General features: G+C 61.7%; 13 protein-coding genes. 12 read left to right on the top strand and 1 reads right to left on the bottom strand.

Annotation, left to right across the window (positions count from 1 at the left end):
• Window positions 1–194 precede the first annotated feature (194 nt).
• Window positions 195–710 (bottom strand): DUF2062 domain-containing protein, encoded by a 516-nt coding sequence (locus PMI30_RS02700; RefSeq protein WP_008014399.1) that lies wholly within the window; start codon window positions 708–710, stop codon window positions 195–197.
• Window positions 711–846: 136 nt separating this feature from the next.
• Here PMI30_RS02700 and PMI30_RS02705 point away from each other — a divergent pair, with 136 nt between their 5' ends.
• From PMI30_RS02705 to PMI30_RS02760, 12 genes are all read left to right on the top strand, one after another.
• Window positions 847–3,081, top strand: coding sequence for a DNA internalization-related competence protein ComEC/Rec2 (locus PMI30_RS02705; protein ID WP_008014396.1), 2,235 nt, complete (start codon window positions 847–849; stop codon window positions 3,079–3,081).
• 97 nt (window positions 3,082–3,178) lie between these two features.
• On the top strand, window positions 3,179–3,814 hold the full coding sequence (locus PMI30_RS02710; RefSeq protein ID WP_007904057.1) for a MotA/TolQ/ExbB proton channel family protein: 636 nt from the start codon (window positions 3,179–3,181) through the stop codon (window positions 3,812–3,814).
• Window positions 3,811–4,239: an ExbD/TolR family protein gene (locus PMI30_RS02715; protein ID WP_008014393.1), complete on the top strand. Its 429-nt coding sequence runs from the start codon at window positions 3,811–3,813 to the stop codon at window positions 4,237–4,239. The genes PMI30_RS02710 and PMI30_RS02715 overlap by 4 nt, the downstream gene beginning before the upstream one ends.
• Complete coding sequence (gene lpxK / locus PMI30_RS02720; protein WP_008014390.1) at window positions 4,239–5,249, top strand: tetraacyldisaccharide 4'-kinase; 1,011 nt, start codon at window positions 4,239–4,241, stop codon at window positions 5,247–5,249. Before PMI30_RS02715 ends, lpxK begins: the two co-directional genes overlap by 1 nt.
• Window positions 5,250–5,274: 25 nt before the next feature.
• Window positions 5,275–5,460: a Trm112 family protein gene (locus tag PMI30_RS02725; RefSeq protein ID WP_003174668.1), complete on the top strand. Its 186-nt coding sequence runs from the start codon at window positions 5,275–5,277 to the stop codon at window positions 5,458–5,460.
• Window positions 5,457–6,221, top strand: coding sequence for a 3-deoxy-manno-octulosonate cytidylyltransferase (gene kdsB / locus PMI30_RS02730; protein ID WP_008014387.1), 765 nt, complete (start codon window positions 5,457–5,459; stop codon window positions 6,219–6,221). Before PMI30_RS02725 ends, kdsB begins: the two co-directional genes overlap by 4 nt.
• Entirely contained in the window at window positions 6,221–6,685 is a 465-nt protein-coding gene (locus PMI30_RS02735; protein WP_008014384.1) for a low molecular weight protein-tyrosine-phosphatase, read from the top strand. Before kdsB ends, PMI30_RS02735 begins: the two co-directional genes overlap by 1 nt.
• A complete protein-coding gene (gene murB / locus PMI30_RS02740; protein WP_008014383.1) occupies window positions 6,682–7,701 on the top strand; it encodes a UDP-N-acetylmuramate dehydrogenase in 1,020 nt (339 codons plus the stop codon). The genes PMI30_RS02735 and murB overlap by 4 nt, the downstream gene beginning before the upstream one ends.
• A 247-nt stretch (window positions 7,702–7,948) precedes the next feature.
• Window positions 7,949–8,419 carry a (2Fe-2S)-binding protein gene (locus tag PMI30_RS02745; RefSeq protein ID WP_032836274.1) on the top strand — a complete coding sequence of 157 codons (471 nt, stop codon included), beginning with the start codon at window positions 7,949–7,951 and terminating at the stop codon, window positions 8,417–8,419.
• A complete protein-coding gene (locus tag PMI30_RS02750; protein WP_008014379.1) occupies window positions 8,416–10,737 on the top strand; it encodes a xanthine dehydrogenase family protein molybdopterin-binding subunit in 2,322 nt (773 codons plus the stop codon). The genes PMI30_RS02745 and PMI30_RS02750 overlap by 4 nt, the downstream gene beginning before the upstream one ends.
• Window positions 10,737–11,720 carry an XdhC family protein gene (locus tag PMI30_RS02755; protein WP_008014375.1) on the top strand — a complete coding sequence of 328 codons (984 nt, stop codon included), beginning with the start codon at window positions 10,737–10,739 and terminating at the stop codon, window positions 11,718–11,720. The genes PMI30_RS02750 and PMI30_RS02755 overlap by 1 nt, the downstream gene beginning before the upstream one ends.
• The gene (locus tag PMI30_RS02760; protein WP_008014373.1) at window positions 11,717–12,310 is read left to right on the top strand and encodes a nucleotidyltransferase family protein; all 594 of its coding nucleotides are present in this window, start codon (window positions 11,717–11,719) and stop codon (window positions 12,308–12,310) included. Before PMI30_RS02755 ends, PMI30_RS02760 begins: the two co-directional genes overlap by 4 nt.
• Window positions 12,311–12,384 lie beyond the last annotated feature (74 nt).

Here is a 12,384-nt window from a genome sequence, read left to right as displayed (position 1 = left end):
GCCCCGTCGACTATCAGGCCGCCTTCGCGGGCAAGCCTCGCTCCTACAAGGGCGGGCGATAACCGCCAGTGGCCGTGACCGCAGAAACGGATATGAACGCAACCAAAGAGCCGGGTCACCGCGGTAATGGATATGTCCCCGACCAAACCATCGGTATAAAAAAACGGCCTCCCAGCGGAGGCCGTTTTGCATTCTTACATCCGGCTACGCTTACGCCGCTTCCACTGCCGACTCACCCACCAGCGCCAATACATCATCACCAGACAATAGGCGAGGACGCCCAGCACCAACCCCGTCACCACCGAACCAAGCAAGAACGGTTGCCACAGGCTCGAGAGTTCGCCGCTGATCCATTCCCAGGTCAACTCATCCGGCAGGCTGCGGGCGGGGACGTCCATCAGCCAGGCACCAGTCTGGTAAGTACAGAAGAACACCGCCGGCATGGTGATCGGGTTGGTCAGCCAGACCAGGCTGACAGCAATCGGCATGTTGCCGCGTACCACAATGGCAAGGATGGCCGCCAACAGCATCTGCAACGGGATGGGCAGGAACGCCGCGAACAGACCGACCGCCATGGCCCGTGCGACAGAGTGGCGATTGAGGTGCCAGAGGTTCGGGTCATGCAGCAGGGTGCCGAGAAAGCGTAAGGATTTGTGTTCCCTGATGCTGGTCGGATCTGGCATGTAACGTTTGAATAAGCGCCGGGGCATAAGGCTTCTCGGTCGGTTCAGGCGGCAAGTATGTCTGGATTCTACGAGCCGCCCATTCAGACTTTGTGACAATTGATAACGACGTACGTGCGGCGCACCGGCTAAGCCTAGGGAGGGGACTCTCAAGGACGGGCTTATGCGCACAGGGATGATGGCGCTGGCGTTGGGTCTGCTGGCCCTGCGTTTTTTACCGGTATTGCCGCCGGTGGGGTTGTGGCTGTTGTTGCCGGTAGTGGGTTTGATGTTGCTGCCGTTTCGCACCTTTCCCCTGGCATTTTTTCTGTTCGGTTTCAGTTGGTCGGGTGCGAATGCACAGTGGGCGCTGAATGATCGCCTGGCGCTGAATCTCGATGGCGAGACTCGCTGGGTCGAAGGTCGTGTGACCGGGTTACCGCAGCAGGCCGAAGGCGTGGTGCGTTTCGAACTGACAGACAGCCAGTCGCGTCGCACCAGACTGCCCCGGCATCTGCGCCTGGCCTGGTATGGCGGGCCGCCCGTCAACAGCGGCGAGCATTGGCGGCTGGCCGTCAAATTGAAGCGTCCTGTCGGGTTGCTTAACCCGCATGCGTTCGATTACGACGCCTGGTTACTGGCCCGGCACATTGGCGCCACGGGGACCGTCAAAGATGGCCAGCGACTGATGGAAGCACAGTGGGCCTGGCGTGACGGCATCCGTCAGCGTTTGCAGGCCGTGGATGCTCAAGGGCGAACGGGTGCGCTGACGGCATTAGTGCTGGGGGATGGCGCCGGATTGAGTCGTGAGGACTGGCAGGTGCTGCAAGACACCGGCACCGTGCATCTGTTGGTGATTTCCGGGCAGCACATCGGTTTGCTGGCGGGAGTGATGTATCTGCTGATTGCCGGATTGGCGCGTTATGGTTTGTGGCCCAAGCGCTTGCCGTGGCTGCCATGGGCATGCGGGCTGGCGTTCGCGGCGGCGCTCGGTTATGGGCTGCTGGCCGGTTTCGAAGTGCCGGTGCGGCGAGCCTGTCTGATGATCGGTCTGGTGCTGTTGTGGCGACTGCGGTTTCGTCACCTTGGCGCATGGTGGCCGCTGTTGTTGGCGCTTGACGGTGTTTTACTGCTGGACCCGCTGGCGAGTCTGCAACCGGGTTTTTGGTTGTCGTTTGCGGCGGTCGCGGTGCTGATTTTTACTTTTGGCGGCCGATTGGGGGCATGGCGCTGGTGGCAAACCTGGACCCGCGCTCAATGGCTGATCGCGATCGGTCTGTGCCCACTGCTGTTGGTGCTGGGGTTGCCGATCAGTCTCAGCGGGCCGCTGGCCAATTTACTGGCGGTGCCTTGGGTCAGCCTGGTGGTCCTGCCGCCGGCTTTGCTTGGGACGATGTTGTTGCCCGTTCCTTATGTGGGCGAAGGGTTGCTCTGGTTGGCCGGTGGTCTGATCGATCTTTTGTTCAAGGCGTTGGCGTTGATAGCCGGGCAATTGCCCGCGTGGGTGCCGGTGGCGGTCCCGTTGTGGGTATGGGCGCTCGGCATGTTGGGCGCCTTTGTGCTGTTATTGCCGCGAGGCGTGCCGTTGCGCCCGTTGGGCTGGCCGATGTTGCTGTTGCTGGTTTTTCCGCCCCGGCACACGTTGCCTGAAAGCATGGCCGAGGTCTGGCAGCTGGATGTCGGTCAGGGTTTGGCAATCCTGGTGCGTACCCGTCATCACACCTTGCTGTATGACGCCGGGCCACGGTTCGGCGATATCGATCTGGGTGAGCGGGTGGTGTTGCCGTCATTGCGCAAACTGGGTGTGAACGGCATCGATCTGATGCTGATCAGCCATGCCGACGCCGATCACGCCGGCGGTGCGCGAGCAATTGCCAATGGAATACCGGTGAAGCAAATACTCAGTGGCGATCATCTGGCCCTGCCAGACGAACTGCACGCCGAGGGCTGCAAGAGTGGTCGGCAATGGGCCTGGGACGGTGTGAAGTTTCAACTCTGGCAGTGGCCGTCTGCCATCGACAGCAATCAGAAGTCCTGTGTGCTGCAGATCGAAGCCAATGGCGAGCGGTTGCTGCTGACTGGCGATATCGATAGCGCGGCCGAGCGGGCGCTGCTCGACGGTCCATTGGCGGTGCCGACGGATTGGTTGCAGGCCCCGCACCATGGCAGTCGCAGTTCATCTTCGATGGCGTTGCTCAGCGCATTGCAACCCAACGCGGTGCTGATCTCCCGTGGCAACGGCAATTCTTTCGGCCACCCCCATCCCACGGTCGTGGCGCGGTATCAAAAACGCGGTGTGGCGATCTACGACAGCGCCGAGCAAGGTGCCATTCGTCTGCAACTGGGACGCTTCAAGCCGCCGTGGACGATGCTTCAAGAACGGCGCTTCTGGCGCGATCCGCCACCATCCAGCCAGTAACCCGAACTGTCGAAGCCCGACCGGATACGACATCGCGGTCTTCGGTGCGTCCACCCCCTATGTTAGAGTGGCGCACTTTTTCGAGGGGACTGTCACTGTGTGGGAATTGGTCAAATCCGGCGGCTGGATGATGCTGCCGATCATTCTGAGTTCCATCGCGGCCATGGCTATCGTCGCCGAGCGTCTCTGGACCCTGCGTGCCAGCCGCGTGACCCCGGAGCACTTGCTCGGGCAGGTCTGGGTCTGGATCAAGGACAAACAACTCAATAAAGAAAAACTCAAGGAACTGCGCGCCAACTCTCCGTTGGGCGAGATCCTGGCCGCCGGCCTGGCGAACTCCAGGCATGGTCGCGAGATCATGAAAGAGTGCATCGAAGAGGCCGCTGCGCGGGTGATTCATGAGCTCGAGCGCTACATCAATGCCCTCGGCACCATTGCCGCCATGGCCCCGTTGTTGGGGCTGCTGGGTACGGTGCTGGGCATGATCGATATTTTCAGTGCGTTCATGGGCACGGGCATGGGCACCAATGCCTCGGTGCTGGCCGGTGGTATTTCCAAAGCGCTGATCACCACCGCTGCGGGCCTGATGGTCGGCATCCCGGCCGTGTTCTTCCACCGCTTTCTGCAACGCCGGATCGATGAACTGGTGGTGGGCATGGAGCAGGAAGCGATCAAGCTGGTCGAGGTTATACAGGGCGACCGCGACGTGGACCTGGCTGAGGGCAAAGCGTGAAATTCCGTCGTAAACCGCGGGAAACGGTCGACATAAACCTCGCGTCGCTGATTGACGTGGTGTTTATCCTGCTGCTGTTTTTCGTCGTGACCACCACCTTCACCCGTGAAACCCAGTTGCGCGTCGACCTGCCGGAAGCGGTCAGCGGTTCCCCGGCCGAAGACCAGCAGCTCAAGCAACTGGACATCGCCATCAGCGCCGAAGGTGTGTTCTCGGTCAACAACCAATTGTTGCCCAAGAATGACCTGACCAGCCTGATGGAAGCGCTGCAGAAAGAATCCAACGGCGACACCAACCTGCCGCTGTCCATCAGCGCCGATGGCAAGACGCCTCATCAGTCCGTCATCACCGCCATGGATGCTGCCGGCAAGCTCGGTTTCAGTCACTTGCGCATGACCACAGTCGAGGCGGCGCCGGCGTCCTGATGGCCATGTCCGATCGATTGCTCGCTGCGTGGTACGAAGGTCATCCGGCGTTGAAGCTGTTGCAGCCTCTGGAATGGCTGTATCGACGCGTGGTCACCGGCAAGCGCAAACGCTTTTTGGCGGGCGAGGGCGAGATCTACCAACCGCCGGTGCCGCTGATCGTGGTCGGCAACATCACGGTAGGCGGCACCGGCAAGACGCCGCTGATTCTGTGGATGATCCAGCACTGCCAGCGCAACGGTCTGCGGGTCGGCGTGGTCAGCCGTGGCTACGGCGCCAAACCTGCGCAATTACCATGGCGGGTCGAAGCGGATCAAGGCGCAGACGTAGCGGGCGATGAACCGTTGTTGATCGTCCAGCGCACCGGCGTGCCGCTGATGATCGACCCTGACCGCAGCCGCGCAGTCAAAGCCTTGCTGGCGAGCGAGCCGCTGGACCTGATCCTCTCCGACGACGGCATGCAGCATTACCGGCTGGCCCGGCACCTGGAACTGGTGCTGATCGATGCCGCCCGGGGGCTGGGCAACCAGCGTTGCCTGCCTGCCGGGCCGTTGCGCGAACCGATCGAGCGCCTGCAAAGCGTCGATGCGGTGCTTTACAACGGTGCCACGGCCGACCGCATCGACGGTTTTGCCTTCGAGCTGCAACCCACAGCACTGGTCAACCTGCAAAGCGGCGAGCGCCGGCCCCTCGATCACTTCCCTTCAGGCCAGGCCATTCACGCCGTGGCCGGGATCGGCAATCCCCAGCGTTTCTTCACGACCCTCGAAACGCTACACTGGCGGCCAGTGCCGCATGCATTTGCCGACCACGCCGAGTACAGCGTGCAGGCCTTGAATTTCACCCCGTCATTGCCAGTGGTGATGACTGAAAAAGACGCGGTGAAGTGCCGTGCCTTCGCCGCCGCCGATTGGTGGTACCTGGCGGTCGATGCTGTGCCATCGCCGGCCTTCGTGGCCTGGTTCGATACGCAGCTGATACGCCTGTTGCCGGCTCGTCTTTTGCCTTAACTCCGTTTCTATCCAGGGAATGTTCATGGACACCAAATTGCTCGATATTCTCGCTTGCCCGATCTGCAAAGGTCCGCTCAAGCTCAGCGCCGACAAAACCGAGCTGATCAGCAAGGGCGCCGGCCTCGCTTACCCGATTCGCGACGGCATCCCGGTGATGCTCGAAAGTGAAGCGCGCACCCTGACCACCGACGAGCGTCTGGATAAATGACCACAGCCTTTACCGTTGTCATTCCATCGCGCTATGCCTCCACCCGTCTGCCGGGCAAACCCCTGCTGCTGATCGCTGGCAAGCCGATGATCCAGCATGTCTGGGAACAAGCGAGCAAAAGCAGTGCCCAGCGCGTGGTCGTTGCCACTGACGATGCACGCATTATCGAGGCCTGCAAAAGCTTTGGTGCCGAAGTGGTGCTGACGCGCGAAGACCACAACTCCGGCACTGACCGTCTGGCCGAAGTCGCGGCGAAACTGGGCCTGGCCCCGGACGCCATCGTGGTCAACGTTCAGGGTGACGAGCCGTTGATTCCGCCGAGCGTGATCGATCAGGTCGCCGCCAACCTGGCCGCCCACACCGAAGCGCGCATGGCCACCCTGGCCGAGCCGATCGAAGACGTGGAAACCCTGTTCAATCCCAACGTGGTCAAGGTGGTCAGCGACCTCAATGGCCTGGCGCTGACGTTCAGTCGTGCCACCTTGCCGTGGGCTCGCGACGCGTTCGCCAAGAGCCGCGAGCAATTGCCGGAAGGCGTGCCATATCGCCGCCACATCGGCATTTATGCCTATCGCGCCGGTTTCCTGCAGGACTTCGTCACGTGGGGGCCGTGCTGGCTGGAAAACACCGAATCTCTGGAGCAACTGCGGGCGCTCTGGCACGGCGTGCGGATTCACGTCGCCGATGCGCTGATCGCACCGCCGACCGGCGTCGACACCCCTGAAGACCTCGAGCGCGTTCGTCGCTTGCTGGAGGCCTGATGCGGGTTCTGTTCGTCTGCCTGGGCAACATCTGCCGTTCGCCCACGGCCGAAGGTGTATTGCGGCACAAACTGCGTGAGGCGGGGCTGGCCGATCAAATCGAAGTGGCTTCCGCTGGCACCGGTGACTGGCACGTCGGCAAGCCCCCGGACAAACGCAGCCAGGCGGCGGCGAAACTGCGCGGCTACGACCTGTCCGCCCAGCGCGCCCAGCAAGTGACCCGCGCCGATTTCGCCACCTACGACCTTATTCTGGCGATGGACAACAGCAATCTGCGCCACCTCAAGGCGCTGCAACCGATCAAGGGCAAGGCCGAGCTGGACCTGTTCCTGCGTCGCTATCAGTCGGAAATCGATGAAGTGCCGGACCCTTATCACGACAGCGACCAGGGTTTCGAACAGGTACTGGACCTGATCGAGCGCGCCAGCGATCTGCTGGTGATCGAATTGAAGGGACGGCTATGAGTTTGCAGCTTCAACCCCAGGTTTCGCTCAAGCCGTACAACAGCTTTGGCGTGGACGTTCAGGCCCGGCTGTTTGCCGAGGCGCATAGCGATGCTGACGTGCGCGAAGCCCTGGCCTATGGGTTGGAACATGATGTGCCCGTGCTGGTGATCGGCGGCGGCAGCAATTTGCTGCTGACCGCTGATGTGCAGGCGCTGGTGCTGCGCATGGCCACACGGGGGATTCGCATCCTCAGTGATGACGGCAGCAAGGTCGTGATTGAAGCCGAGGCCGGCGAGCCTTGGCATCCGTTTGTGCAGCACACCCTGGCGCAAGGGCTGTCGGGGCTGGAAAACCTCAGCTTGATCCCCGGCACTGTCGGCGCGGCACCGATGCAGAACATCGGCGCTTACGGCGTCGAAATCAAAGACGTGTTCGCCGGGTTGACGGCCCTCGATCGCCAGACCGGCGAGCTGCGCGACTTCACGCTGGCCGAGTGCAACTTCGCCTACCGCGACAGCCTGTTCAAACAGGAACCGGGGCGCTGGTTGATCCTGCGCGTTCGTTTTGCCCTGGATCACGCCGCACACCTGCACCTGGAATACGGCCCGGTGCGTCAGCGCCTGACTGAACAGGGCATCGATCACCCGACTGCCACCGATGTCAGCCAGGCCATTTGTAGCATCCGTAACGAAAAGCTCCCGGACCCGGCGGTGCTCGGCAATGCCGGCAGCTTCTTCAAGAACCCCTTGGTGCCGGCAACATTAGTGGCGCAACTCAAGGAGCAATACCCGGAGCTGGTGGCCTACGCGCAACCCAACGGGCAAATGAAACTGGCGGCAGGCTGGCTGATCGAACGGGCCGGCTGGAAAGGCTTTCGCGATGGCGATGCCGGTGTACACAAATTACAGGCACTGGTGCTGGTCAACTACGGCGGCGCAACAGGCCTGCAATTGCTGAACCTGGCGCAACGTATTCAGAAAGATATTTCGGAGCGTTTCAAGGTCGACCTGGAAATGGAACCCAATCAGTATTGAGGCTACGCTTTCAGGCTGATTCCAAAGCCCTGCACATCTTTCAAATGTGCAGGGCTTTTTTGTTAATGCTCAGTTAACTTAGCCACCTAACGATGCAAGCATTTGCTCCACCAAAGGCCCGATGCAGACGTAGTCGTCCGCGTAAGAGAGCCCATTAGCCTGAGTCGATCTGCGTGAAGGAACCCAGCGACAGATTGCTCGACCCCATAACCTCGACCTCTTATGAGAAAAAATGGCGGGCGTGCCCATGATTACCCTGAAACTCAATGGACAAGATCATCAACTCGATGTCACCGAGGACATGCCGCTGCTCTGGGCGACCCGTGACGTGGCGGGTTACAACGGCACCAAATTCGGCTGCGGAATGGGCCTGTGTGGTGCGTGCACCATTCATATCGACGGCTCGCCTGCGCGCAGTTGCATCACGCCAATTGGCTCGGTAGTCGGCCAGAACGTCAGCACCATCGATAACCTGCACGTCGACCCGGTTGGCAAAGTCGTCCAGCAAGCCTGGCTCGACAGCGCCGTGGCCCAGTGCGGTTACTGCCAGGGCGGGCAGATCATGTCAGCCACCGCGTTGCTGAAAACCAATCCGAACCCCAGCGACGAGCAGATTGAAGAGGCAATGGTCGGCAACATTTGCCGGTGCGGTACTTATAACCGGATCAAGATCGCTATCCGCCAGGCCTCCACTCACCTGAAGGAGGCCAAGGCATGAGCCGGTTACCAAATGATTTTGCGCTGAGCAACCTCAGCCGCCGTGGTTTCCTCAAAGGCGTGGGCGCCACCAGTGCGCTGGTGCTGGCAGCCAGTTGGGGTTGGCAGGACGCGCTCGCCGCCGAAAAAGACAAGAAGTTCGGCGCCGACGGCATGCCCAACGGCTGGATCGATGATCCTAAGGTGTACGTCAGCATCGCCGCCGATGGCAGCGTGACCGTGGTCTGCAACCGCTCGGAAATGGGCCAGGGCGTACGCACCAGCTTGAGCATGGTGGTGGCCGATGAACTGGACGCCGACTGGGCGCTGGTCAAAGTGCAACAGGCCCCGGGCGACGAAGTGCGTTTCGGTAACCAGGACACCGACGGTTCGCGCAGCATGCGTCACTGGTACGAGCCGATGCGCCGTTGCGGTGCTGCCGCGCGGACCATGCTTGAACAAGCCGCCGCCGAGCAGTGGAAAGTGCCGGTCAGCGAGTGCCGTGCGCAACTGCACAAAGTCATTCACCAACCGACCGGTCGTGAACTGGGCTACGGCGCATTGGCTGCTGCTGCCGGTGCACTGGCGGTGCCGGCCCGCGACAGTCTGAGGCTCAAGCAGCCATCGGAATTTCGTTATATCGGCAAGGAAGGTACCAAGGCCATCGACGGTGCGGACATCGTCAACGGCCGAGCAGTCTACGGCGCCGATGTGCATTTCGACGGCATGCTGTTCGCCACCATCGCGCGGCCAGCGGTCTATGGCGGCAAGGTCAAATCCTTCGATGCCAGCGCCGCGATGAAAGTCCCGGGCGTAATCAAGGTTCTGCAGATCGAAAGCCGGCCATTGCCGTCCGAGTTTCAGCCTCTGGGCGGCGTGGCCGTGGTGGCCAGCAATACCTGGGCGGCGATCAAGGGCCGCGAGGCGCTGAAAATCGAGTGGGATGACGGCCCCAACGCCAGTTATGACTCGATCGCCTACCGCAAGGAACTCGAAGCCGCGTCCCTCAAACCTGGCAAAGTGGTGCGCAATACCGGCAGCATCGACCAGGCCATGAGCAGTGCCGACAGCACCCTCGAAGCCTCTTACTACCTGCCACACCTGGCGCAATCGCCGATGGAACCGATGGTCGCCATCGCCCGTTTCAAGGACGGCGTGTGCGAAGCCTGGGCCCCAAGCCAGGCTCCGCAAGTCACCCGCGAACGGATTGGCGAGCGCCTCGGCATTCCATTCGATAACGTCACGTTCAACGTCACCTTGCTCGGCGGCGGTTTCGGTCGCAAGTCCAAGCCGGACTTCGTCGTTGAAGCGGCGATCCTGGCCAAGGAGTTCCCGGGCAAGGCGGTGCGGGTGCAATGGACCCGTGAAGACGACATCCACAACTCCTATTTCCACACCGTGTCTGCCGAATACCTGAAGGCCAGCCTGAACAAGGACGGCCTGCCGTCCGGCTGGCTGCACCGCACAGTGGCGCCGAGCATCACCGCGTTGTTCGCGCCGGGCATGAACCATGAGGCGGCTTTCGAGCTGGGCATGGGCTTTACCAATATGGCTTATGCGATCCCCAACGTGCGCCTGGAAAACCCTGAAGCGACAGTCCACACCCGGGTCGGCTGGTATCGCTCGGTGTCGAACATTCCCCATGGCTTTGCGATTCAGAGCTTTGTCGATGAACTGGCCCACAAGGCTGGCCAGGATCCACTCAAGTACCAGATCAAATTGCTCGGCCCGGACCGTCAGATCGATCCGCGCACCTTGAGTGAAGAGTGGAACTACGGCGAATCCCCCGAGCGTTATCCGATCGATACCGCGCGTATGCGCACCGTGCTGGAAACCGCCGCCAAAGCGGCCGGTTGGGGGCGTGAGTTGCCCACGGGCCGAGGTCTGGGCCTGGCGGTGCATTACAGCTTCGTCACGTATGTGGCGGCGGTGATCGAGGTTGAAGTCAAAGACGATGGCACGCTGATCGTGCACAAAGCCGACATCGCCGTCGATTGCGGCCCGCAGATCAACCCCGAGCGGATTCGCTCGCAGTTCGAAGGCGCCTGCGTCATGGGGCTGGGCAACGCAGTGCTGGGGGAGATCAGCTTCAAGGACGGCAAGGTTCAGCAGGACAACTTCCACATGTACGAAGTGGCGCGCATGTCTCTGGCACCGAAAGAAGTCGCCGTGCATCTGGTCACGCCACCGGGCGATGTGCCGTTGGGCGGAGTCGGTGAGCCGGGCGTGCCGCCGATTGCGCCAGCGCTGTGCAACGCGATCTTCGCCGCCACCGGCAAGCGCATCCGTAACCTGCCGGTGCGTTATCAGCTGCAAGGCTGGCAGAAGGCGCAAGCCTGATGGACAGCGTCGATCTGAACGTCCTGCGCAGCGTGCTGGAATGGCGCCGCGCCGGTCAGCGGGTGATGTTGTACAGCGTGGTCCAGACCTGGGGCACCGCGCCCCGGGCACCTGGCGCCATGCTGGCCTTGCGTGAAGACGGCGTGGTGATTGGCTCGGTGTCCGGTGGCTGTGTCGAGGATGATCTGATTGCCCGGCTGCACGATGGCCGTATTCCGGCCGATGGGCCGCCGGTGCAGTTGATTACCTATGGCGTCACCCGTGAGGAGGCCGCGCGGTTTGGTTTGCCGTGCGGCGGCACGTTGCGCCTGACCGAGGAGCGCGTCGGCGATCCGGCGTGGGTCGCCCAATTGCTGGCGCGCTGCGAGGCGCATGAAATCGTAGCGCGTGAGCTAAACCTGACGACCGGTGACGTGGTTTTGCAGGCAGCGAGCAAGACCGACGCGCTGGTGTTTGACGGACAGACCTTGCGCGCCATTTATGGTCCGCGCTGGCGGTTGCTGCTGATCGGCGCCGGACAACTGTCGCGCTACGTTGCCGAGATGGCGCGGCTGCTGGATTTCGAAGTGCTGATCTGCGATCCGCGCACCGAGTTCGTCTATGGCTGGGAAGAGCAGCACGGTCGCTTTGTCCCGGGCATGCCCGACGAAGCGGTGCTGACCATCCAGACCGACGAACGCACGGCCATTGTTGCGCTGACCCACGATCCGCGTCTGGATGACATGGCGCTGCTCACAGCCCTGGACTCCAAGGCGTTTTATGTTGGTGCGCTGGGTTCGCGGATCAATAGCCAGAAGCGCCGGGACAACCTGGCTCAGCTAGGCTTGTCACAACAGGCCATCGAGCGCTTGCACGGCCCGATCGGTTTGCACATCGGCAGCCATACACCGGCGGAAATCGCCTTGTCGCTGCTGGCCGAAATTGTGGCGATCAAGAACGGCATCGAGCTGAAACAGAAGAAGCCGTTGCAGGAGGGCGTATGAGCGACTCCATCGGCGTCATCATCCTGGCCGCCGGGCAGGGCAGTCGGTTTCGACAGGTAGCGGGTGACGACAAGGACAAGCTGCTAGTGGACTGCACCGCTCGTGACGGCGTCACCGTGCATTCGGTGATCGAGCAGGTGCTGGTGAATCTGCCGGCCGCGCTGGAGAAGCGCGTACTGGTGACCACCGCGGATCGCCCGCAAGTGATTCGCATGGCTCAGGCCTATGGTTGTGAAATTGTGCGGATCGAGTCGACCGGTCTGGGCGACAGCATTGCGGCGGGTGTGACGGCGTGTTCACAACTCGGTGGCTGGCTGATTGTGCTTGGGGATATGCCGTTTATCCTGCCATCCAGCATTGAACAGGTTGTTGCGAATATTGCCGATGATGCGATCAGCGTGCCGGTGCATGAGGGGCAATATGGGCATCCGGTGGGGTTCGGGCGAAACTTCGGTCCAGGGTTGATGGCGTTGACCGGTGATCACGGCGCCAAGTCGCTGTTCGCGCAGGCGAGGGTGGTCGAGGTGGCGGTGGAGGATCCGGGGGTGTTGTGGGATGTGGATGTGCCTGCTGCATTAGCATTTGCCTGACACACCGTCTTCGCGGGCAAGCCTCGCTCCTACACGGCTCGGCGCAGTACCTGTAGGAGCGAGGCTTGCCCGCG

The sequence above is a fragment of the Pseudomonas sp. GM50 genome (assembly GCF_000282375.1).
In the GTDB taxonomy this organism is placed as follows: domain Bacteria; phylum Pseudomonadota; class Gammaproteobacteria; order Pseudomonadales; family Pseudomonadaceae; genus Aquipseudomonas.
This window is presented reverse-complemented; position numbering and strand designations above follow the sequence as displayed.

Coding starts and splice junctions, on each gene's coding strand:
- PMI30_RS02700 (WP_008014399.1), bottom strand. CDS start 710: ATGCCCCGGCGCTTATTCAAACGTTACATGCCAGATCCGACCAGCATC.
- PMI30_RS02705 (WP_008014396.1), top strand. CDS start 847: ATGCGCACAGGGATGATGGCGCTGGCGTTGGGTCTGCTGGCCCTGCGT.
- lpxK (WP_008014390.1), top strand. CDS start 4,239: ATGGCCATGTCCGATCGATTGCTCGCTGCGTGGTACGAAGGTCATCCG.
- PMI30_RS02725 (WP_003174668.1), top strand. CDS start 5,275: ATGGACACCAAATTGCTCGATATTCTCGCTTGCCCGATCTGCAAAGGT.
- kdsB (WP_008014387.1), top strand. CDS start 5,457: ATGACCACAGCCTTTACCGTTGTCATTCCATCGCGCTATGCCTCCACC.
- PMI30_RS02735 (WP_008014384.1), top strand. CDS start 6,221: ATGCGGGTTCTGTTCGTCTGCCTGGGCAACATCTGCCGTTCGCCCACG.
- murB (WP_008014383.1), top strand. CDS start 6,682: ATGAGTTTGCAGCTTCAACCCCAGGTTTCGCTCAAGCCGTACAACAGC.
- PMI30_RS02745 (WP_032836274.1), top strand. CDS start 7,949: ATGATTACCCTGAAACTCAATGGACAAGATCATCAACTCGATGTCACC.
- PMI30_RS02750 (WP_008014379.1), top strand. CDS start 8,416: ATGAGCCGGTTACCAAATGATTTTGCGCTGAGCAACCTCAGCCGCCGT.
- PMI30_RS02755 (WP_008014375.1), top strand. CDS start 10,737: ATGGACAGCGTCGATCTGAACGTCCTGCGCAGCGTGCTGGAATGGCGC.
- PMI30_RS02760 (WP_008014373.1), top strand. CDS start 11,717: ATGAGCGACTCCATCGGCGTCATCATCCTGGCCGCCGGGCAGGGCAGT.